Origin of the sequence: Lysinibacillus sp. FSL P4-0201, assembly GCF_038593425.1 — a bacterium.
In the GTDB taxonomy this organism is placed as follows: Bacteria; Bacillota; Bacilli; order Bacillales_A; family Planococcaceae; genus Lysinibacillus; species Lysinibacillus capsici.
Map to the genome: position 1 here is coordinate 4,251,384 of NZ_CP151995.1, position 22,468 is coordinate 4,273,851.

Genomic DNA, 22,468 nt, shown 5'->3' on the forward strand with positions numbered 1-22,468 from the left:
TCATTATTATAAAGCTAATAAGGAGCGTCTGACTAACAGATAGCTATGAACATATTCTGGATGTTTCTTCATGCGTACGATGGCATAATCTTGGTTAAATAATGTTGTTAAGATTGTACGAATTTTATAACGCCAGTCCTCTGCAAGTTTTGGACTTTCCACTTTCATTTTCTGTAGAGATTGAGGGATCGGTAAAAGATAGGCATCTTTATAAAAGGATTGATTTAACTGAAATGTATTTTCTACATCTAGAACTGGTAATCCGTCTACTGTTAATGTCCAAGGTACAATTTCCTGTGCTACTTCTTCTAACTCATCAAGGCTATCTGCCATTTGATCACGCTCGATCCACCATTCAACGACAAGTCTATCTGAAGGTAATCCTTCATTAAAGTCATCTCGAAGTGGACCATAATAATCATTTTCATATTGATAACTAGTGGCGTTCAGTTTTAGAAATGCTAGATTCGCTAAACGCGCCTCTAATGGGTCAATTAACCAGCGGACAAGTTGAAAACCATGCTCTTTTGCATATTCTTGTTGGGCATGCTTCAATAATTCACCCACACCTTGTTCACGATATGCTTTTTCTACACCAATCATGTGCGAATGTAAGTACATTTCTCTATTCCGATAGCCAACGAAGCAATAGTTAAAGCCAATTAGCTTTTCATCTAAATACGCTCCTAATACGATTCCCCCATTTTGTACAGCAGCTAGTAATTGATGGGAGGGGATTGCTTGACTGCCCCATATTTCAGCATTTAATTTTTGGATCTCTGCAATTTCTTTCGGTGTCGTTACTTTGTGAATTCGCACTTGCTCTAACATTACGCTGACGCCTCCTTTTTATGCCCTGACTCCAAAGCTGATAAAACTGCTCTTGTAAGTATCTCCACTCCCGTGACAAGTCTTGCTTGTTTAAATTTCATTTTCGGATGATGCAAGCCTGGTGTTAATCCACAACCCAAGCCCAGCATGGTTGTTTTTAAATGCGGCCGTTGTACAGCATAATGGTGAAAATCCTCTCCTCCAGGTGTATGAACAGGCTTTCTTAAATTTGATAATCCAGCAGCCTGTATAATTGCCTGCTCCATTAAATATTGAGCACTTGTATCAACTTCAGCAGCTACGATATTGGCCACCGTACGTAATTCAATTTGTACTTTATGCAACAATTTAGAGGAATCGATCACACGCTTTACGCCTTGTGCTAAATCGTCCATCACCTTGTTTTGCTGTGCACGAATATCAATCGTAAATGAGGCATTACCTGGGATAATATTGCCCGAATCTCCCCCAGCATGGAATTTCGTCATCTTTACAGATACAGGAACCATAGGATCTGTATGAATGGTTCGCAAATCTTCGATGATTGTTGCACCTACTTCAATGGCATTAATACCTAGGTGCGGTCTTGCAGCATGAGCATCCTCTCCGATAATTTCGCCTTCAAGTAAACGAGAGGCACCATGATATAAGGCTGCACAATAAGTGCCGTCCTCTAGCTCATGAACAGGTCTTACATGGACACCAAATAAATAATCTAAGTCATCAATAACACCTTCTTCTAATACAGATAACGCTCCAGTTCCTTTTTCTTCAGCAGGTTGGAAAATAACGCGGATTGTACCATTAATAGATTGCTGTAGTTCTTTTAAAAGTAATAGTGTACCAATGGCCATCGTCATATGACCGTCATGTCCACATGAATGATTCGCACGGAAATGACCATCTACTTCTTGCCATAAGGCATCTATGTCTGTTCTTAGTCCTACTTTGGGGTTACCTTTGCCTACATCAACATATAATCCTGTGGAATTTTTAAATCGTTTAGGGGAAAAGCCTTCCTGCGTTAATAGCTCCACTATATAATTGGTGGTTTCTACTTCATGCCAGCTGATTTCTGGATTTGCATGTAAATACGTAAAAATCTCCATTAATCTTGGCCTCAAATAATCTAACTCTTCCTTCATAGATTCCAACCCCTTAAATTTTCATATTATTAAAATTATTATAACGAAAATGATAATTTTCTACATAGAAACTTATACCCACATTCAACAAAATAACTACTTACGATAATATATTTCGCTCTCAGCCTCTTAGATAGACTTTTATTTAGATACAAAAAAAGATGCAAGTACAGTTTTTTTAATAACTGTACTTGCATCTTTCATTTAATTAATACCCTTCATCGCTTTTGAAATAATTGGTGAAAGCACCAATATAATAATCCCGACTACAATAGATAAGGTACCTAAGAAACCAAAGTATGTGAATTCGCTTACAACTTCATAGACCTTAACTAATTGCGCATTAATTGCTTGTGCTGCTGCACTTGTTAAAAACCATAAAGACATCGTTTGCGCTGCGAATGCCTGTGGTGCCAATTTCGTTGTGGCAGATAGACCAACTGGTGATAATAATAACTCACCAACAACCACTAAGAAGAATGACAATACTAACCATAAAGGACTCACTAATGTATCTCCACCAGACAGGTGTGCTGGAATCATCATCACTAAGAATGATAGACCCGCAAAGAACAATGCATATGAGAACTTACGTGGTGTTGTTGGCTGCTTGTCTCCCCATTTAAGCCATAGCATCGCAAATAATGGTGCCATTGTAATAACAAATAATGGGTTCAATGACTGGAACCAAGAAGATTGAAGCTGAATACCACCAAAACTTAGCTGTGTACGCTCATCTGCATAAGTCGCTAAAATAGTTGCTCCTTGTTCTTGAATAGCCCAGAACATTACAGCTGATAAAAATAAAGGAATATAAGCAAGTAGACGAGACTTTTCATCCTTTGTTGTTTTTTTACTGCGATACATATAAATAAAGAATGCAGTTGGAATTAATACACCTAGAGCTGTGATGATTAAACTAAATACATTCATTGTTAAAGTACCAGTTTTAATACCGATAGCACCCAAGATGATAATAAGTAAAGCTGCAACTCCGAATTGCGTAAAGACTTTTTTACGTTCTTCAGGCTTTAATGGGTTGTTTACTTGTAAGCCCGCTAAGCCTAAATATTTTTTCTCTGTTAATTTATAAACAATTAAACCAATAAACATACCTAGACCCGCTAAACCAAAGCCAAGGTGGAAGCTATATTTTTGTCCAATTGTTCCGACAATAAAAGGTGCAATAAATGCTCCCATATTAATACCCATATAGAAAATAGAAAAACCTGCATCACGACGGCTATCTGTTTCAGCATAAATGTCCCCAACAATACTTGAAACGTTCGGTTTTAATAAACCAGTACCCATAACGATAAATGCCATGGAAGCAAATAACATGCTCACACCACCAGGCAATGCTAGCAGTAAATGACCAATCATAATTAACACGCCACCATAAAAAATGGTTTTTCGTGTTCCTAAAACTCGGTCGGCAATCCATCCACCTATAATTCCAGACATATAAACAAGTGAGCCGTAGATGGCCATAATAGAGTTTGCTGTTCCGCGGTCTAGACCTAAGCCCCCGTCATGTAATTCGTAATACATAAAGAAGATGAGAATTGCTCGCATACCATAGTACGAGAAACGTTCCCAAAATTCTGTGAAAAACAAAGTAAAGAGCCCTTTAGGGTGTCCAACAAAACCATTTTGAGGGACAGATTTTACAACTTCATCTTTACTAGACATACAATACCCTCTCCCAATAAAAAATTATTCTACAAAAACACAACTACCCTAATATAAGGATAAAAAAACTTTGTTTCATCATACTAAAGCGTTTTATACACTTTAGCAAGAGTTTTAAAAAATGTTGAAAATTTGTCATTTTTCTATAAATTCTGATTGATTATTAGATAAATTATTAAATCCTTTGATATATCTAAGTTTTCTCACACTTTATACCTAAAAGATGTTTAAATTTACAATGAATTATTCTAAAATATTTAAAATTCAGATTCCTTACTTTACTTGAAAATTAATACAATTTCTTGACTACATGTTTTACCTTTGTTCTAGATTCTACTATTCCCTCTAATCATAAAAAGCATGCCAAAAATCTTTTGGCATGCTTTGGGAAGTACATTTTTTAATTAATAACATAGTGCTGATACTTTGCGTAATCTGCTGCTTTTACTTCAAGAGACAATAATGTCCCACCCTCTTCATAGGCTGTATTAAAAACAGAGGCATTCTCATTTAAATAAGAAACAACGTTCCCATGATCATAAGGTATTAACATTTCACACGTTACGTAATGCGAGAAGATGTGTTGACGAATTAGCTGTACTAATTCTTCTAAACCAACCCCCTGCTTTGCTGAAATCCAAATATTATCTCCACTTACCACAGGATATGGAACATCTGCTATATCTGCTTTATTGTATACATAGATTGTAGGAATGTCCTCAACACCAACTGCTTTAAGTGTTTCGTTCGTCACATCCATCATAAATCCGTGCTCTGTATTCGAAACATCCACCACATGCAGTAAAAGATCCGCATCTCGCGCCTCTTCCAAAGTGGAGCGAAATGCCTTCACTAAATGGTGAGGTAATTTACTAACAAAGCCTACAGTGTCTGTCAGTAAAAAGGTCTTTTTATCAGGTAGTTCAATCTGACGAACAGAAGTTTCAAGGGTAGCAAAAAGCATATCCTTCTCAAAGACTTGCTTGTGCTCTTCTTGTCCTATTTGTGTAAGCAGTTGATTCATAATCGTTGATTTCCCAGCATTTGTATAGCCTACAATCGATACAACCGGAAGAGCATTTTTACGACGCTGTTTACGCTGCGTTTCTCTCTGCTCCTTAACGTGCTCTAGATCCTTTTTAATTTTAGCAATTTGATCTTCAATTTTTCGTCGATCCAATTCCAGCTTTGTCTCACCAGCACCACGGTTTTTAAAGCCTCCCCCAGTACCTCCACCCTGACGGCTTAAAGAGGCATGCAAACCCACTAAACGAGGTAGCATATATTGAAGCTGTGCTAATTCCACCTGCATTTGGGCTTCACGTGTTTTTGCGCGCCTTCCAAAAATATCTAAAATAAGCATTGTTCGATCAATGACCTTCGTTGCTAAATCACGCTCCAAATTACGGATTTGCGAAGGAGACAGTTCATCATTAAAAATCACGAGGTTTGCTTGTGCTTCTTCATAAAAATTTTTGATTTCTTCTATTTTACCTGTACCCACATAATGGGAAGGTGTCACACGTTCCAAATTTTGCGTGACAGTCCCAACCACTTCTACATGCAAGGCCTCAGCTAAATTTTGTAACTCTTCCATAGAATAGTCAAAGTGCTCATCATTTCGTAAATTCACGCCAACTAGTATGGCCTTTTCAATTAATACATCAACTTCCTTAATTCTATCCATTAGAAACCTCCCACCAAAGCTTGGTGTCGCTACGACAAATTTTCTTCATCTTACCATAATATACCCTTTTTCGTATTTGAAGATCATCGTTAACTTTCCTAAAAAATGCGCCTCATGGAAAGGCGCATCTCAACTATTTTCTTTCTTCTTTTAGCAGGGCTTCTGAGCGTGTGAACTCTTCTTCAATTTCTTTATTTGGTTTATATGTCAGTATACTGACAACAACCGCAACAATTAAACAAACAATGAAGCCAGGAACAATTTCGTACAACGCACTTGATAAAGCATCTACTTTACCCCAAATAAACGCAGTTGCAGCCCCTGTTACCATTCCGCTAAGTGCTCCGTAGTTTGTTAACTTTCTCCAATATAAAGAAAGTAAAATAACAGGTCCGAAGGCTGCACCGAATCCTGCCCAAGCAAAGCCTACTAAGCTTAAGATAGAACTATCTGGATTCCACGCTAGGATTGCTGCAATAATTGCAACAACTAATACAGCCATACGCCCAACAAAAACGTAATGCTTATCGTCTGCTGTTTTATTAAATAATGCTTTATAAATATCCTCTACAAGTGCTGAAGAAGTTACGATTAATTGAGAAGAAATTGTACTCATAACAGCTGCTAAAATAGCCGCCAGCATAATACCTGCTATAAATGGATGGAATAAAATCTGACCAAGTACAATAAATACTGTTTCAGCGTCTTTTAGCTCACCAGCATTTTGCTGATAATAGGCTACACCCACCAAAGCAGTTCCAATAGCTCCAAATAAGCTTAACATCATCCAGCCAATACCAATGCGTCGTGCTTGCTTCGTTTCTTTAACGGAACTAATCGCCATAAAGCGGACGATAATATGAGGCTGTCCAAAATAGCCTAATCCCCAAGCAACTGAAGAAATGATCCCTGCTGCTGTCGCAGTGGCTGGTAATAAATTTAGAAGATCTGGATCAACAGATTTAATAGATGAAATGGTTTCACCTATACCACCTGTTACAAATAAACCAAATAGCGGTACCATAATAAGTGCTAAAAACATAATAAGACCTTGTAAGAAGTCTGTATAACTTACCGCTAAAAATCCGCCAAAAAGAGTGTATGCTACAACTACAGCTGACACAATTAATAAGCCTGTATGGTATTCATAACCAAATGAACTATCGAAAAACTTGCCCCCTGCTACCATTCCTGACGATACATAAAATGTAAAGAATATGAGGATGATGATACCTGAAGCAATTCTAATAAGCTTCGTATGATCACGTAATCGATTATCCAAATAACTTGGAATAGTAATGGAATCATTTGTAACCTGTGTATATACCCGTAAACGTGGTGCCACAAGTAGCCAGTTTAGGTAAGCTCCTATTGTTAATCCAATTGCAATCCAAGCTTCCACAAGACCTGATAAAAATATCGCACCTGGTAAGCCCATTAGGAGCCAGCCAGACATATCCGCAGCACCCGCACTTAGCGCAGTAACCGCTGGACCTAAGGAACGACCGCCAAGCATATAATCTGTTAAATTAGATGTTTTAACAAATGCATACCAGCCAATTGCTAGCATGGCGATCATATAAATAACAATCGCTAATAATTGATACATGTTATCCGACATATTTTCTCCTCCTTATTAATCCTTAGTATCACCAATTCAAAAAGAATTACTGTATTTAAGATACCACGAATATACAATTCCACCTATAAATACTCGGAATTTTTATTAAATTTATTCCGAATACCAAAGATGCCATTGTCTTTTATAAAATGTGTTAAACTAGTGCCATCTATAACACAATAAAGTAGGCGAAAATGTATGACATTTGAAGAAATGAAAGCTCTGCTCACTGAGCAAATTTTGCAACAAAAGCTTGTGACAGCTACAATCAGTCAACCACGTATGAAATCAAATGAAATAAAACGAATAAAATTAAAACCATTAATGTTAAAAAATCAGTACCATATACAAATTGAATACCAATATGAACGGATTTTAAAACATGAAAATATTCTATTGGCTCATTTACCTTCCAAGCTTGACGCGTTTTTTGAGGAGTATCGTCAAGCTCATATTGATTTCGTAGATGAAACAGTACAAGTACAATTATCAAAAAAGAACAAAGTCCTTTGGAAATCAGATAAAACAGCTTCACCTAAACAAGTCCATCTAAGCCATAATCGTAAAAAAAATTATTTACTATCTGATGATCAACCCTATCCATTTTTAATTCGACTGGGGGTACAAACAGAAGAAGGAAAGGTTAAGAAACAAAAGTATGATAAATTTAAACAGATTAACCGCTTCATTGAATTTATAGATGATGCCTTAACCTATTTACCTCAGGATCGACAGGTGAGGATTTTAGATTTTGGTTCAGGAAAATCCTACTTAACCTTTGCTTTGTATCATTATTTAAAAATTGAAAAAGGCTTAGACATTCGTGTTACTGGTTTAGATTTAAAAAAAGAGGTTATTGAAGAGTGCTCAAGAATAGCACAGGATCTAGGCTATGATCAGCTAGAATTTCTTGTAGGAGATATCAATGATTATAATGATGAAAGTGCTGTGGATATGGTGGTGACACTCCATGCATGTGATGTAGCGACAGATATGGCCTTGGCTCGTGCTGTGAAATGGGGAGCAAGTGTCATTCTAAGTGTGCCTTGCTGTCAGCATGAGTTAAATCGTCAACTAAATACACCTGCTCTCGATATTATGTTGCAACATGGACTTATTCGAGAGCGATTTGCGGCACTTGCTACAGATGCTATTCGAGCTGAAATTTTATCGCTTGTTGGCTATGAGGCACAGCTTTTAGAGTTTATCGATATGGAGAATACACCTAAAAACATATTAATTCGAGCCTATCAAACAGGTAAAAAACCAAATGAAGAGCAACGTGCCAGCTATGATGCCTTCTTAAAATTATTGAATGCAACACCATTTTTAGCGAATGAGTTAAAAGAGTATTTATAACATATAGATGTACTTCAATCCAAATAAAAGGCGATCCAATGTTGATTGGACCGCCTTTTTTATTATAACTCTTGTCGTAAAGCTTGAATAACGTCGATTTTTGTTGCTTTACGTGCTGGGCGATAACCTGAAATCATCGCTACACCAACACTAATGGCTGCTGCAATAATGACTAGTTGCCATGGAATAAGAGAAAATGTTATATCATTTGTTGCAAAAGCTTCCTCCCCTGTTGCCGCCTTAAGAATTAATGGTAATGCTGCATTAGCCGCAAAGCTAATAGCATACGAGATGACAACCGCAATTAGCGTACCAAAAATACCGATAAATGTGCTTTCCATTAAAAATAACCGTTGTATAAGCTTCGGACTTGCCCCAATTGCCTTTAATACACCAATTTCACGTGTTCGCTCTGTGACAGCCATTGTCATTGTATTAAAAATACCAATGGAAGCAATCAACACAGCAATTGTACCAACAAAGATTAAGCCAATTTTTAAGACAAGGAAAAATACATTCATTTGATCTAGTTGCTCTGTTACTGAATATACGCTATAGCCCTTATCTTTTAACTTCTCTAAAATTGGCTTTACGTTTTCTAATGTATCCGCATAAATATTAAATTCAGAGTAAAACAGCTCATCCTCTGCCATGTTACTATCTGTAGATAAATTTTCAACCCATACTGCCTTTTGCTCTTTGTCCATATGAATAGCGTTATCAACCATCCAATCATAAGAAGGTTTCTCCATTACGCCAACAATTGTATAGCTCATTTTTTGCGTTTCATCATTTGTACCCGTGTGAGGAACTAAGGACAGGTCTATGTTCTTTCCAATCAATGATTCTTTATAGCCCTCTTCACTACCATCATAATACGTACCCTCTGCTTCAGCCTTTTTACTTTTTTCCGAAATGACATCACGTTCTCTTTCATTCAATAATGTTTGAGCAAAATGATAGCCTACAACAATTTCATTAGATTTCGTTGGATAACGCCCTTTTGCAAGCTTTCCATTTACCTGTTCAAAGTCCTGCATATCTGACAATATTAAATTAGAAGTAGTATCACGATCTTCAAAAAATGATTGTGCGGTAGCATTGACACTAATTGTTTCAAGCACCGTTTCTACATGTTCCATTTTTTTAATTTCTTGTACTTGTTCTTCAGTTAATTGCTTATCGCCATATACTTGAATTTTTGTAACTGTTTCGTTTGAAAGAATTTCATTACGTAAAGATTCCTGTAAACCAAAACCAACGGATGCTAGCACGATTAAAAAGGCACAGCCCATCGTTGCAGCTAGTATCGTCATAAACACACGCAGCTTATTTTTCTTGATATGCTGTGTTACAAAATCTAATTGATCCTTAAATAACATGTTAAGCTTCCTCCTTTACAAGTTCTCCATCGTACATGCGGAAGCGTCTATGTGCGATAGTAGCTACTTCTTCATCGTGCGTGATAATGATAAAAGTTAGCCCTAATTCACGATTTAAACTTTGAATAAGCAATAAGATATCCTGCTCGGTTTCTGAATCGAGACTCCCTGTTGGCTCATCAGCAAGTAATATAGGAGGATTCGTAATAAGGGCTCGTGCAATGCTGACACGCTGTTGCTGTCCACCTGACAATTCATTGGGATAATGGTCTGCCACTTCTGTCAAACCAACCTTGTCCATTAATTTCTTCACTTTTTCTTTGCGCATAGCCTTACGCAAACCCTGTAGCTTTAAAGGTAATTCGATATTTTCAAAAGCAGTTAAACCAGGCATCAATTGAAAGTTTTGAAAAATAAAACCGAATTGACGTAAACGGAAGGCAGCACTTTCTGTTTCAGTTAAATGGGCTGTTTCCTTTCCATTTACTTTAATAGAGCCCTGTTCAGCCTTCATAAAACCAGCTAGAACTTGTAATAAGGTCGATTTTCCTGAGCCACTTTTACCTACAATGGCCACAATTTCTCCTTTATGGACCTCGAAGTTCACACCTTTCAATACCGGCACTTGCTTTTCCTTCCCTCGTTTTCCAATTAAAAATGTATGTTGTAAGTTTTCAACCTGAATCATTAGTTAATAAACGCTCCTTTCCTATTCATTTTCCATTGTAGTAAACAATTCTTAATAAAGAGGGAGGATAAAAATGAAGATATTCTTAAGAATAAGAAGGTATCTTCTGGTTATCAAATGAATTTACAATACCTTTACAATTCGAATGCGCTATTTTTATTACCTTCTATTATCTTTCGTGTCTTAATCTGTACTAATAAGTCACCATTACAGAAGAATAGCCATTTATAACAAGGTTTTATCTGTACTCATAAAAATAAATACAGCTGGATTACCTTATATTTTGTGAACGAATTGTATATTACAGCAATGTAAATTTTCATGTCGATTAGTAAATTTTTATGTAGATAAATTAAAGATTTTGTTATGATAGTAAAGTTTAGAGGTCGATTAATTTATTTATATCCAGGAGGATTCGATTCACATGCTTAACTCAAAAAAACAAGACCCTTTCTTTATTGCATTGCATAAAATTGCTGAAAATATGAGAGAGGCTGTACATTACGCAAATGATTTTCGTATTAACAGTGTAGCTGACCTAAAAGAGATTAGCATTACAATGAAAAATTATGAAACTGCTGGTGATAAGCTTATTCATGAACTGATTGTCATGTTAAACAAATCATTCATGACACCTATTGAACGTGAGGATATTTTAGAGCTCGCCATTCGTATGGATGATGTTTTAGATGGAACAGAACACTGTATTGCACACTTTGAAATGTTTTCGCTCACTGAGATTGATGAATCTATGCGCATTTTCTTAGGGTTTATTTCAAAAAGTGCTGATGAAATAGTCAAAGCGACAGAAGAGTTAAAGAAAAAGAATCTAATTGGCATGCGTCCACACGCAATTCTTATTAAAGACTATGAACGTGAATGTGATGAGGTACAACGTACTTCTATTAAGAAATTATTTTTAAATGAAAAAGATCCAATCCGCCTCATTAAATTTAAGGATATTTATGAACAACTTGAAGATATCGCTGATCATTGTCAAAACGTAGCAAATACTATGGAAACAATTATCATGCGTAACGCATAATTAGGAGATGGGCACTTTACAATGAACACAATCATTATATTAACCGTACTGGTCGTCATCTTTGCCCTAACATTTGACTTTATCAATGGCTTCCATGATACAGCAAATGCTATTGCAACTTCGGTTTCTACTAGAGCATTGCCGCCACGCACGGCAATCATTATGGCGGCAACTATGAACTTTATTGGTGCTATCACCTTTGTAGGGGTTGCAAAAGCTCTAACAAAAGATATTGTAGATCCTTTTGCATTAAATGCTTTTGAAGGAGACACAACTGGCTCAGTCGTTATTTTAGCTGCATTAATTTCAGCTATAATTTGGAATTTATTGACATGGTATTTCGGTATTCCGTCAAGTTCTTCACACACATTGATTGGGTCTATTGCCGGTGCTGCAATCGCATCCGCTGGTTTTAATGTGTTAAACTATGGCGGCTTTACTAAAATCATCATGGCTTTAGTGTTATCACCTTTACTTGCTATTTGTGCAGGCTTTATTATGATGACTCTTTTTAAACTATGGTTTAAAAATTTAAATTTATATAGGACGAATAAAGGTTTCCGTACAATGCAAATTTTTACTGCTGCCATCCAATCGTTCACCCATGGTACAAATGATGCGCAAAAAGCGATGGGGATTATGACGATGGCGTTAATCGCTGGTGGCTTGCACACTGGAGATGAAATACCTTTCTGGGTGCGTGCTGCTGCAGCTACAGCAATGGGGCTAGGTACGTCAATTGGTGGTTATAAAATCATTAAAACGGTTGGTGGTAAGATTATGAAAATCCGCCCTGTTAATGGTGTTGCGGCAGATTTAGCATCTGCTACTGTTATTTTTGGCGCTACGCTAATCCACTTACCAGTTTCAACAACACATGTCATTTCTTCCTCCATTATGGGTGTCGGTTCAGCACAGCGTGTGCGTGGTGTAAACTGGGGTATGGCTCGAAAGATTGTTACTACTTGGGTGATTACAATGCCAATTTCTGCCGTTATGGCATCTGTTATTTATTTCATATTATCATTATTCTTTTAATAGTAAGACTCCTGTCCAAAAAGTGGATGGGAGTCTTTACTTTGTCACACGACAAAATGTGACACATCCTTTACACTAATTGAAAAGGGGGATGTATAAACAACTATGAAAACTTTTTCAGCTTTTATTACAGCACATGCGAAAGCAATCGTAGTCATATGGCTTATTATTTTTCTAGCAATGGCGTACTTTGCTTTACAGCTTCCAGGCAAACTTCAAGGTGATGGTTTCTTTGTCGAAGCAGATCATACCTATGTTACCAACGAGCTAGCAGAAAAATTTGATTTACCATCTAATACGATTTTGGTTGTCTTTGATCCAGCTGAAGATCAGAAAATTGAAGACACTTTAAAAAAATTAGATAGCATAAAAGAGATTCATTCTATTCAATCACCTTTAGAAGACTCCTCTTTACGGAAAGATGGTATTGCCTATGCTATGGTTCACATAAAGAACGATGTAGAAAACCTGCCTGACATTGTGGAGGAATTCCGTTCATTAATTGAAAAAGACGGAATTAGTATCACTGGAGGGCCTGTTATTTCTGCTGACATAAATACTGCTAGTCAAAAGGATTTGGCATCAGCTGAGGCCATTGGATTGCCAATTGCCATCGTGGTTCTCTTATTAGCGTTCGGTACAGTTGTTGCTTCTATTTTGCCAATCGTCATTGGTGTTGTGACAGTGGTTACCGCCTTTGGTATGATGACACTGCTCAGTGCTAATGTAAATCTATCTATTTTCGTCTTAAATATTGTTCCAATGCTTGGGCTGGCTTTAAGTATTGATTTTGCATTGCTGTTTATTAATCGTTACAGAGAAGAACGCACACATACTTCTATTGCTCAAGCCATTCAAACTGCTATTCAGACAGCAGGTCGTTCTATCATTTTCTCCGCAGTCTGTGTCATGATTGGCTTAGGTGCGATGATTGTCATTGATGTAGAAATTTTTCATAATATCGCCCTAGGAGGCACTATAGTCGTCCTGTTAGCCGTTCTTTCTGGCTTAACATTACTTCCTGCCACTATGATGCTATTAGGAGATAGACTTAATAAATGGCGCTTAATACGCGTTAAACCAGGTGGGGCAAATCGTTGGCGTGGCTTTGCAGGTTTTGTCATGAAACATCCAGTAGCTATAGTGATTTCAGCATTATTATTACTAGGCATCGGCATGATCCCTTTAAAGGATATCCAATTAACCATTCCACAGGTGGACTCCTTACCTACGAAATATGATGCTCGTGCAGCATACGATAAATTAGATGAAACGTTTGGACTAGGTGAATCTTCTACATTATATTTGTTGGCTGAACGAAAAGATGGCTGGGAGGATACTGAGGGTAGAGAGCTAATTTATACTATTCAAGAAAAGCTATTAAAGGACCCATTAGTGACTAATGTTTCAACTATTTATACAGCTGCTAACATTCAAACACCAGAGGAGCTTTCTGCTTCTTTAGCTATTCCACAGGTTGCTGAACAATTAAAACCTGTTATTAATTCATTTTCAAAGGATACACAGCTATTTGTTCCAATTACAATTGATGCAGCAGGTTCTTCCTCTACAGCTCAAAAATTTGCCCGAACATGGATGGACAAAGACCTGGGCGTGGATTTTGCACTTGGTGGACCAGCTAAATTCAACCAAGAAATCTTTGATGAAATTGCTAATAAAATTGTTTTAGCTATAGCAATTATTATCGTTTCTACATTCTTTATTTTAATGTTGGCATTCCGTTCTATCTTAATTCCGTTAAAGGCAATAATCATGAACATTATTGGGCTTTCATCTGCATTCGGGATACTCGTTTATATTTTCCAATATGGTCATTTTGGTATTGAAGCAAGCTCCATCGTGCTAATCATTCCAGTTATTGTTTTTTGTCTTGTATTTGGCTTAAGTATGGACTACGAAGTCTTTTTAATTTCTCGTATCCAAGAGGAATATTTAAAGGGCTCCGATAATACGCGTGCAACAATTGATGGCTTAACATCCACTAGCCGAATAATTACATCTGCAGCGCTTATCATGATTGTTATTACAGGTGCATTTGCCTTCACAGATGTAATGCCTGTAAAGCAAATTGGTGTGGGTATCGCTATTGCTGTTGCCATTGATGCAACAATTATTCGTCTTATGCTTGTGCCTAGTCTTATGAAGCTGTTTGGTGATTGGAACTGGTGGCTTCCTTTCTCAAAGAAAAGTAAATAACATAAAGAAAATCCGCCTCCCTTATAAAAGGAGGTGGATTTTTCAATTAAGCGTAGATGCTTTTATACCATTCTTTTGCAGCTTGTACTTCAGGCATTGTTAGTTGATGACCAAAATTAAACCATTTCGTCGTTACTTTGGCACCTGCAGCACTTAAAAGGGTTTCTAAATCCTCAGACTCCTGTGCTGTACACATCGGATCATTCGTACCAGCACCTATAAACACAGGTGTTGGAGAAAGTTGCGGTAATTCAATACCACGTCTTGGTACCATTGGGTGATGCAAAATAGCTCCTGCTAACGCATCATCGTAGTGGAATAATAAGCTTGCTGCAATATTAGCACCATTCGAATACCCTATTGCTACAATTCGTTGGCGATCAAAGCCATATTGCTGTGCTGACGTCTTTAAAAATTCATGAAGCTCCTTTGTACGAAAGATTAAATCCTCAATATCAAAGACACCTTCGGCTAATCGGCGGAAAAATCGTGGCATTCCATGCTCAAGTACATTTCCGCGAACACTTAAAATATTGGCTGTTTCATCTATTTCTTTTGCCAGCCCAATAAGACTTTCCTCATTACCACCTGTACCATGTAGCAATAATAATGTCGGCTTCGTTTCGTCTGTACCTTTATAATAAATATGTTGCACTGACAGTCACCTCTCAATTATCTTGAATTCGAGATAATTGTAGCCTGTGGCAAAATTAAATTCAAGCTCTTTGACTTATTAATTTCACGATTTTCACGATTTGGCTGTTCTTCGTGATTTTTATAAAAATTAGTAATGGTATAAACTGAAAATAAACATGCCGCAATCACCACAACAATAACAATTCCCACTAATTTTTTTCCGTTCATCTATCATGATCCCCCGTATTTCTTATTTCTTTGTACGAAAGCCTTCTTCTAGTAAATATTCCTTTGCTGCCTCATACGTACCAAATGCCTCTTCCAGATTGTCTCCATGATAGACGTTCCACGAACGTTGCTCAAAAGCTAGCTGTAACTGACTACCATCGCGACTATGCCAAATCTCTACAATTGGCTCCTGCTCTTCTACTTCTTCAGATAAATATTGGATTGCGTCTTCAATAATTTCACGAAGTTGTTGTTCATCGTAATCGCGAATATTTACTAATCCTTTATCATTAGCTTCATTCTCATAGCGTAATAAATCTCCTACAAAGACAAAGCCATTGCCGTTTGGATGTAATTTCTCAACTACAATCGTCTTTTCGTAAAGACTGTCCATGTAATGATAATTTAGGCGCTTTAAAGAAATTTCTTTTTTTGTTAGCTCAGAAAACGATTCAATAATCGCTTGTTTTTGTTCAAATGTTAGCATATAAAAAATGCTCCTTTTCTTTACAATCTATCTAACAGTATAACTCATTTTTTCCTATTATATCGTGTCGTTTCTAAATCATTTTTGCGCAAGAAAATAGGACAAGCTAATATTATAGCTTATCCTATTTAAACTTATGAGGTTTGATTAAATATTTTTTCACGTGTGAATTTTATCACCTGTGCAACATACAATTCCCGATAAGGAACAAATTGTGCAGTACCTACTGGTCTGACAATTCTCACACGTTGACCATCAGGGAAATATTCATACCCTTCAATATTAAGTGTCGTCGTTTCTCCCAAGAAGAAAGCCTCCGCCTCATTTAGCCTCGCTCTAACTACACCCGATACTTCTTCATACTGCAAAGCAAAGGAATCCCAATCATGCTTGAAAGGATATATGTAGACATGGCAAAATTCATTGTCGATCATATTTTCAGAAACGATACTACAAGATGTCATGCCCATTTTGACAACTTCATGGACATCAATATTAAGTCCCAATTCTTCTTTTACTTCTCGAATGCCTGACTCTACTGTCTCAATCGCTAAAAGATGTCCTGCTGCTGTAATATCGAGTAACCCTGGATAATCCTTTTTCTGTGAACTACGTACTTGAAAATAAATATAGTCTTCATTTACAAGCCAGCAATGAAAAGTCTCATGCCAAAGCCCCTTTTCATGCACTTCCGCTCTCGTAGCTGTCCCAATTTGCTCATGCTGTTCATTAAATACCTTTACAATTTCTTGTTCCATTGTTTCGACTCCTATACTGACTTCGTCGCTTTTTTCTTAATTGCATTACGTTGATCATAAATATTGGATACGATAACCTTTAAGACTGCATAAAATGGTACAGCGATAATAATACCAATAAAACCTGCTATATTACCTGCCGCTAAAATAATTGTAATAACGGTAAGGGGGTGGATATCAAGTGATTTCCCCATGACATTAGGTGTAATAAAGTTGCTGTCTATTTGCTGAGCAACCAGCGTCACAACCGAAACCCACACCACTAAAATTGGATCTTGAATAACTGCCACAATCAGGGCTGGCGCAAAGGCAATCCAAGGCCCGATAAATGGAATCATATTCATAAAGAATGCAAAAATCACTAGTAATAACGAATAGTCTAATCCGATAATTAAATAGCCTACATACATTATTAGTGCTAATAAAAAACTAATTTGCAGTTGGCCCTGAATGTAGGTACGTAATACATCATCAATTTCACTTAACGTTTTCTTTACCCATTGCTGACGTTCACCACTGAAATATTTATAGATGGATGGAGCAAACTTCTCATGATCCTTCAGCATAAAAATAAAGAAGAATGGAATTAAAATGGCTAGTAACGACACAGATACAATGGATTGTAAAAAGGACACAAATCCTTTACTCGCCACAACTGCAATATCTTGTACCGAATTCGCCATTTTTTCGATAACATCATTTAATTGCTCAGGGAAGTTATCCTTATTTTGCGTTACATAGTCTGTTAGTTGCTGGATGCTCGTACTAATACTCGTACTAATCATAGGGGCATTCTTCACTAATTTATTGACCTGCTCGGCAATCGGGTTACCAATAATCCAGCCAAAAATACCTACCATTGCTATTAGTCCGAACACAATCGTCAATATACTTCCCCATCGAGGAAATCTACGTTTTTCTAAAAATCTCTGAATTGGTTCCGTCACATAATAGAGAACACCACCAAGTAGTAAAGGCACAAAAATGGCTTTTAATATGATGACAAGCGGTGAAAAAATCCAATGAATTTCTATAAAATATTTAATGATTAATAGTGTAAGTAGTATCCCTACCCCTACTTGAAACCAAACTTTCCTTGTCACTTTCTTTCACTTCCTTTAATAGCAGTTACTGAAAATACTACTGATATATTAACCATTTCGCAAGTATCCTAGTATTTTTTTACAGAACTCCTCTGACAAACTAAAAAATTCGCTCACTTCCACAATAATAGTTATCGTGGAAGTGAAACGAATTTAAGTCATCAATTATAGAGAAGAATCATCTATGGAATTTAAGAATGTCTCAATTTCTCCAATAACCGATTCAACACAACCATCCTCAAATGGCGAGATTAAACCTGCCTCTTTTACAAGCTTTGTAAAGGACATAGAGCCACCTAAACCACAAAGATGAATATAGTCTTTCCAAGCCGCTTCAAATTCTTCACGTGAACGTTTCCAGAATTGGAAGGCACAAATTTGCGCTAACGTGTAATCAATGTAGTAGAACGGACTTGCATAGATGTGAGCCTGACGTTGCCAAATGCCCCCAGCCTCTAGGTAGCTGTTATGATCATAGTCACGGTGTGGTAAATACGTTTCCTCAATTTTTTTCCATGCAGCTTTACGTTCAGCAGGAGTCATTGTTGGATTTTCATAAATAACATGCTGGAACTCATCTACTGCCACACCATATGGTAAGAATAAAAGACCACTACTTAAATGTGTAAATTTATATTTCTCTGTATCACCTTCAAAGAACAGCTCCATCCAAGGCCAAGTAAAGAATTCCATACTCATCGAGTGAATTTCACAAGATTCGTAGGTAGGCCATAAATACTCAGGAATGCCAATGTTACGACTTGAATAAACTTGGAAAGCATGTCCAGCTTCATGTGTTAATACATCGATGTCACCTGAAGTACCGTTAAAATTTGAGAAAATGAATGGGGAATGATAGTTTTCAATAAACGTACAATAACCGCCACTTTCTTTCCCTTTCTTCGCTACAAGATCCATTAAGTCATGGTCAATCATGAAATTAAAGAACTCTCCTGTTTCAGGTGAAAGCTCCTCATACATTTTTTTACCGTTTGCTACAATCCACTCAGGATTCCCTTTTGGTGTAGCATTACCTGATAAGAAGTTAAGTGCTTCATCATAAAATTTAAAATCTTCAATGCCAATTCGCTTTGCCTGACGCTCGTAAAGCTTCGTTGCAACAGGCACAATTAAATCACGTACCTGATCACGGAATTTTTTAACCATATCAGCATTGTAATCAATCCGATTCATACGAATATAGCCTAGTTCAACATAGTTGTTATAGCCAAGTTTAATCGCAATTTCATGGCGTACCTTGACAAGTTCATCATATAAACGATCGAATTCATCTTCATGCTGTGCAAAGAAGCCAAAGCGAGCATCCGTTGCTGCCTTACGTGTTTCTCGATCCGTTGACTCTGCAAACGGACCAAGCTGAGCGAGTGTTAATGTTTCCCCATTAAAGTCAATTTGTGCAGATGCAACAAGCTTATTGTACTCAGAAACAAGTCTGTTTTCTTTTTGCATCAAATCAATAACTTCTGGTGAGAAGCCTTTAATTTGATAAGTTGCTAGATCAAATAATTGTTGTCCCCATTTTTCTTCTAATTGCTCACGAAATGGTGAATCAATTAGAGCTTTATAGTATTCCGTCGTTACTTCTTCTAGCTCAGGACCTACTTCATCGAAATAATCACGTTCTGCTTGATAAAATTCATCGTTCGTATCGATTGAAGCACGAATATATACTAAATTAGCCATTGTCGCAAAGTCATTACTAATTGCATTGTGCTTTTCAATGATATTACTTTGCTCGTCCATCGATTGTGCTTGTTTAAATTGCTCAATGAGTGCTAACTGCTGCTCTTTCATTGATGCCACATTTGGACGGCTGTATTGATATTCTTTAAACGTTGTCATTAAAGTCCCCTCTTTCTGTCCTATACCCCGTAATATTTCTATTATATGCCAAATAGAATCTATTAAGAAACAATTATCTCTTTTCTGTTCCATGATTTTTTGAGAAAGAAGCAGTTCCTAAATATAATGGCGTTGTTGTTTTAATAGCCCACAATATATGTTTTTAATAACGCCGCTCTTTCTCTTATTCTTAATTTTGCTTCTACTGATTTTGGTGTTCTTGCTGATAGAACATCTACTTCAAAATCTAACGATTCAGCAAGATATTTTGCACGTTTCAAATGGAAGTCATTTGAAACGATGGTAATTTTCTTTGTCTCTTTTGGTAATAATTCTTTAGAGAATACTAAATTTTCATAAGTAGATGTAGATTGATCTTCTATGATAATTCTCGCGGCATCGATGCCATGCTGTTCCAAATAGTCTTGCATTACAGATGCCTCTGTACGATCTTCATCAGGTCCTTGTCCACCTGACACAATGACCTTAACATGTGGGTATTTTGTTAAGTATGGAACAGCCACCTCTAATCTACTTTTTAATGAAAGCGATGGTACACCACCTGGCCTTACTTTTGCTCCCAATATAATCATATAATCAGCTGAACCATTGGCAATCGGTTCCATACCCTGATCAATTTCTTTTCCCAGCCAAATATAAAGAACGATTCCAATACCGATTAAAATAACACCAATTGTCATCAGCCACCTTCTCACAAATCATTCCTCCTTTACCTTTTATTAACGATGATAAAAAGAAAAGGATGCTTGTTAAGCAAGCACCCTGAAAGATATTATCTCAATATAAATCGTTTAATAGACTCCTGTAAGGCAGATATTTCATCAGTTAAATCATTGGAAGATTCGCTAACGAGTTGTATTGCGCGTTGTTGCTCATCTACAGATGCTGTTACCTCTTCAGACGCAGCAGCATTCTTTTCACTAATCATCGCAATGCTTTCAATCGATTGCATAATCGTATTCTTAGAGCTATTTAAATATTCTACGCTATCTGTTGTATCGCCTATAATGGCTATGATTTTTTCAACAGCTAATTTAATTTCTTTAAAGGATGATTCTGTTACCATGACAGAATCATTTTGTTGACTTACAATGATATGGGTTTTCTGCATTTCACCATTGACTAAGTTTGTTTCACTTTCAATGCCTTTTAGCGTCGTGCGTACTAGCTCAGTTGCTACAGAGGTTTGATCAGCAAGTTTACGTACCTCTTCCGCGACAACTGCGAATCCTTTACCATGTTCACCCGCTCTTGCTGCTTCAATAGAGGCATTAAGTGCAAGTAAATTCGTTTGATCTGAAATCTCCGTAATCGTCCCCACGATGCCTTCAATTTCACGTACCTTGACAATTAGACTACCAAATACAGACTGAATATTCTGAACGAGAGTTGAAGACTCCCGCGACTTATCCTTTAAGCTTTCTAGATTAACTAGGCCTTCTTCATTTGATTTTTTCATATGCTGTGAGGCATCTAACATTAATTCATTTTTATCATGCAATCCTTCTATTTGCTGCGCAAACTCGATAGCCGTTCGGTTTGTATCCTCTGCATCAGATGCTTGCTTGACTGCACCCTTGGATACTTCATTGATTGCTTTGACGATTTCATCACCATAGGCATTTGTCTCTTCAGCTACTGCGGTTAAATTTGCTGAAGTTGATTGTATTTCTACAATCGCTTCCTCCACATCTGAAATAAGTGTTTTAAGTTGAAGTACCATTTCATTAAAGCCATCATTTAACTGTCCTATTTCATCCGAGCGCTGTAAATGCTCAATTTCAACCGTTAAATTCCCTTTTGCTACTTCACGTACACGTTTAGATAATTTTTGAACTGGTAATGCCAGATGTCTTGATACAAGAATGACAACGATTGTCCCAATAATTATGGCACCTACTAATGTCAAACCAATTACTAACAATAAAGAATTCGCCTCTGCATTAAAATCCTGCATATATGTACCTGATGCAATAATCCATCCCCAATGTGGATCTTTCTCAGAATAAATAATTTTATCCGCTAAGACATCCTGACCTGGTAGTTCAAATTCATATTGTGTAAAACCACCACCATCAAGTGCCTTTTCAGTTACTTCTCGAATAAAGTAATTGCCACTGCTATCTTGGTCATTCCAAAGATTATCTCCTTCTCGTGTTGGATGTGTTGTTAATGTTCCCTTATCATCCAACACATAGATATAGCCATATTCCCCTAAATCACCCGGATAATTAATAGGCCGTTTTCCTTCGCTATCTTTCGGACCAAGAAATGCTTCACGTACTCGTTCCTGTGCAACCTCTAAGGGTATGTCACCCTTTTCAACACTCTCGTTTGCGAGCTCGATTAATTGCAAAGCAGATTCAACACTATTGTAAAGTACCTGCTCTCCTATATCCTCCATCCCATTCTTAGCCTTGCCATAACTAACTATACCAATTATTAAACTTGGAATAATTAGTAGTGCCAATGAAATAATAATCAATTTCCCCTGTATTGAACGTAAAAACTTCATACTTTAGCCCCCCTATTTTCTTCGTTCAACAATATATTACTTTATATTATGTTATGGTTTGAAAGTTTTCACAATGGGTAAAGCACAAATTATTTTCTAATTTCCCTTAATATGGTTTGTTTTCATGCCTTTATGCTAATCTCCAGTTAAAT

The 22,468-nt window shown here is 36.9% G+C and carries 19 protein-coding genes; 4 read left to right on the plus strand and 15 right to left on the minus strand.

Translation table 11 applies throughout. The features are described from left to right. Positions 1–6 precede the first annotated feature (6 nt). The 5 genes from MKY76_RS21420 to putP form a co-directional block, all read right to left on the minus strand. On the minus strand, positions 7–831 hold the full coding sequence (locus MKY76_RS21420; protein ID WP_048394192.1) for a GNAT family N-acetyltransferase: 825 nt from the start codon (positions 829–831) through the stop codon (positions 7–9). Next, entirely contained in the window at positions 831–1,976 is a 1,146-nt protein-coding gene (locus MKY76_RS21425; RefSeq protein ID WP_315059765.1) for a M20 peptidase aminoacylase family protein, read from the minus strand. Before MKY76_RS21425 ends, MKY76_RS21420 begins: the two co-directional genes overlap by 1 nt. Before the next feature lie 204 nt (positions 1,977–2,180). Continuing rightward, on the minus strand, positions 2,181–3,668 hold the full coding sequence (locus tag MKY76_RS21430) for a peptide MFS transporter (protein ID WP_048394189.1): 1,488 nt from the start codon (positions 3,666–3,668) through the stop codon (positions 2,181–2,183). A 400-nt stretch (positions 3,669–4,068) separates the two neighbouring features. Continuing rightward, complete coding sequence (hflX, locus tag MKY76_RS21435) at positions 4,069–5,355, minus strand: GTPase HflX (RefSeq protein ID WP_066038006.1); 1,287 nt, start codon at positions 5,353–5,355, stop codon at positions 4,069–4,071. Between the two features lie 133 nt (positions 5,356–5,488). Then, complete coding sequence (putP, locus tag MKY76_RS21440) at positions 5,489–6,976, minus strand: sodium/proline symporter PutP (protein WP_066038005.1); 1,488 nt, start codon at positions 6,974–6,976, stop codon at positions 5,489–5,491. A gap of 198 nt (positions 6,977–7,174) precedes the next feature. Between putP and MKY76_RS21445 the strand changes: the two genes are divergently transcribed. After that, positions 7,175–8,335, plus strand: a complete 1,161-nt coding sequence (locus MKY76_RS21445; protein WP_305193600.1) for an SAM-dependent methyltransferase — start codon at positions 7,175–7,177, stop codon at positions 8,333–8,335. A gap of 62 nt (positions 8,336–8,397) precedes the next feature. On the opposite strand, the gene MKY76_RS21450 is transcribed toward MKY76_RS21445, so the two are convergent. Both MKY76_RS21450 and MKY76_RS21455 read right to left on the minus strand, forming a co-directional pair. Further along, positions 8,398–9,717, minus strand: coding sequence for an FtsX-like permease family protein (locus MKY76_RS21450; RefSeq protein ID WP_257961902.1), 1,320 nt, complete (start codon positions 9,715–9,717; stop codon positions 8,398–8,400). 1 nt (position 9,718) lies between these two features. Next, positions 9,719–10,405 (minus strand): ABC transporter ATP-binding protein, encoded by a 687-nt coding sequence (locus tag MKY76_RS21455; RefSeq protein ID WP_342557134.1) that lies wholly within the window; start codon positions 10,403–10,405, stop codon positions 9,719–9,721. A gap of 424 nt (positions 10,406–10,829) precedes the next feature. Between MKY76_RS21455 and MKY76_RS21460 the strand changes: the two genes are divergently transcribed. The 3 genes from MKY76_RS21460 (at position 10,830) to MKY76_RS21470 (ending at position 14,705) form a co-directional block, all read left to right on the plus strand. Further along, the gene (locus MKY76_RS21460) at positions 10,830–11,450 is read left to right on the plus strand and encodes a DUF47 domain-containing protein (protein WP_004231927.1); all 621 of its coding nucleotides are present in this window, start codon (positions 10,830–10,832) and stop codon (positions 11,448–11,450) included. Between the two features lie 21 nt (positions 11,451–11,471). Next, positions 11,472–12,488, plus strand: coding sequence for an anion permease (locus tag MKY76_RS21465; RefSeq protein ID WP_315059754.1), 1,017 nt, complete (start codon positions 11,472–11,474; stop codon positions 12,486–12,488). A gap of 105 nt (positions 12,489–12,593) precedes the next feature. Further along, entirely contained in the window at positions 12,594–14,705 is a 2,112-nt protein-coding gene (locus MKY76_RS21470; protein ID WP_048394179.1) for an MMPL family transporter, read from the plus strand. 46 nt (positions 14,706–14,751) lie between these two features. On the opposite strand, the gene MKY76_RS21475 is transcribed toward MKY76_RS21470, so the two are convergent. The 8 genes from MKY76_RS21475 to MKY76_RS21510 form a co-directional block, all read right to left on the minus strand. Beyond that, positions 14,752–15,360 carry an alpha/beta hydrolase gene (locus tag MKY76_RS21475; protein ID WP_016992921.1) on the minus strand — a complete coding sequence of 203 codons (609 nt, stop codon included), beginning with the start codon at positions 15,358–15,360 and terminating at the stop codon, positions 14,752–14,754. 17 nt (positions 15,361–15,377) lie between these two features. Beyond that, a complete protein-coding gene (locus tag MKY76_RS21480) occupies positions 15,378–15,569 on the minus strand; it encodes a hypothetical protein (protein WP_004231917.1) in 192 nt (63 codons plus the stop codon). Between the two features lie 22 nt (positions 15,570–15,591). After that, entirely contained in the window at positions 15,592–16,056 is a 465-nt protein-coding gene (locus MKY76_RS21485; protein ID WP_004231915.1) for a hypothetical protein, read from the minus strand. Between the two features lie 134 nt (positions 16,057–16,190). Further along, positions 16,191–16,814, minus strand: a complete 624-nt coding sequence (locus MKY76_RS21490; protein ID WP_036079462.1) for an NUDIX domain-containing protein — start codon at positions 16,812–16,814, stop codon at positions 16,191–16,193. Positions 16,815–16,825: 11 nt separating this feature from the next. Further along, complete coding sequence (locus MKY76_RS21495) at positions 16,826–17,917, minus strand: AI-2E family transporter (RefSeq protein WP_048394176.1); 1,092 nt, start codon at positions 17,915–17,917, stop codon at positions 16,826–16,828. Positions 17,918–18,082: 165 nt separating this feature from the next. Further along, complete coding sequence (locus MKY76_RS21500; RefSeq protein WP_048394174.1) at positions 18,083–19,780, minus strand: M3 family oligoendopeptidase; 1,698 nt, start codon at positions 19,778–19,780, stop codon at positions 18,083–18,085. A 140-nt stretch (positions 19,781–19,920) separates the two neighbouring features. Beyond that, on the minus strand, positions 19,921–20,481 hold the full coding sequence (locus MKY76_RS21505; protein ID WP_342557925.1) for a YdcF family protein: 561 nt from the start codon (positions 20,479–20,481) through the stop codon (positions 19,921–19,923). A 92-nt stretch (positions 20,482–20,573) separates the two neighbouring features. Continuing rightward, on the minus strand, positions 20,574–22,316 hold the full coding sequence (locus tag MKY76_RS21510; RefSeq protein WP_315059741.1) for a methyl-accepting chemotaxis protein: 1,743 nt from the start codon (positions 22,314–22,316) through the stop codon (positions 20,574–20,576). Between the last annotated feature and the right edge of the window lie 152 nt (positions 22,317–22,468).

What these genes read in the sequence shown, in the direction of transcription:
- MKY76_RS21420 (WP_048394192.1), bottom strand. Translation starts at nt 831, where the DNA reads ATGTTAGAGCAAGTGCGAATTCACAAAGTAACGACACCGAAAGAAATT.
- MKY76_RS21425 (WP_315059765.1), bottom strand. Translation starts at nt 1,976, where the DNA reads ATGAAGGAAGAGTTAGATTATTTGAGGCCAAGATTAATGGAGATTTTT.
- MKY76_RS21430 (WP_048394189.1), bottom strand. Translation starts at nt 3,668, where the DNA reads ATGTCTAGTAAAGATGAAGTTGTAAAATCTGTCCCTCAAAATGGTTTT.
- hflX (WP_066038006.1), bottom strand. Translation starts at nt 5,355, where the DNA reads ATGGATAGAATTAAGGAAGTTGATGTATTAATTGAAAAGGCCATACTA.
- putP (WP_066038005.1), bottom strand. Translation starts at nt 6,976, where the DNA reads ATGTCGGATAACATGTATCAATTATTAGCGATTGTTATTTATATGATC.
- MKY76_RS21445 (WP_305193600.1), top strand. Translation starts at nt 7,175, where the DNA reads ATGACATTTGAAGAAATGAAAGCTCTGCTCACTGAGCAAATTTTGCAA.
- MKY76_RS21450 (WP_257961902.1), bottom strand. Translation starts at nt 9,717, where the DNA reads ATGTTATTTAAGGATCAATTAGATTTTGTAACACAGCATATCAAGAAA.
- MKY76_RS21455 (WP_342557134.1), bottom strand. Translation starts at nt 10,405, where the DNA reads ATGATTCAGGTTGAAAACTTACAACATACATTTTTAATTGGAAAACGA.
- MKY76_RS21460 (WP_004231927.1), top strand. Translation starts at nt 10,830, where the DNA reads ATGCTTAACTCAAAAAAACAAGACCCTTTCTTTATTGCATTGCATAAA.
- MKY76_RS21465 (WP_315059754.1), top strand. Translation starts at nt 11,472, where the DNA reads ATGAACACAATCATTATATTAACCGTACTGGTCGTCATCTTTGCCCTA.
- MKY76_RS21470 (WP_048394179.1), top strand. Translation starts at nt 12,594, where the DNA reads ATGAAAACTTTTTCAGCTTTTATTACAGCACATGCGAAAGCAATCGTA.
- MKY76_RS21480 (WP_004231917.1), bottom strand. Translation starts at nt 15,569, where the DNA reads ATGAACGGAAAAAAATTAGTGGGAATTGTTATTGTTGTGGTGATTGCG.
- MKY76_RS21485 (WP_004231915.1), bottom strand. Translation starts at nt 16,056, where the DNA reads ATGCTAACATTTGAACAAAAACAAGCGATTATTGAATCGTTTTCTGAG.
- MKY76_RS21490 (WP_036079462.1), bottom strand. Translation starts at nt 16,814, where the DNA reads ATGGAACAAGAAATTGTAAAGGTATTTAATGAACAGCATGAGCAAATT.
- MKY76_RS21500 (WP_048394174.1), bottom strand. Translation starts at nt 19,780, where the DNA reads ATGACAACGTTTAAAGAATATCAATACAGCCGTCCAAATGTGGCATCA.
- MKY76_RS21505 (WP_342557925.1), bottom strand. Translation starts at nt 20,481, where the DNA reads ATGACAATTGGTGTTATTTTAATCGGTATTGGAATCGTTCTTTATATT.
- MKY76_RS21510 (WP_315059741.1), bottom strand. Translation starts at nt 22,316, where the DNA reads ATGAAGTTTTTACGTTCAATACAGGGGAAATTGATTATTATTTCATTG.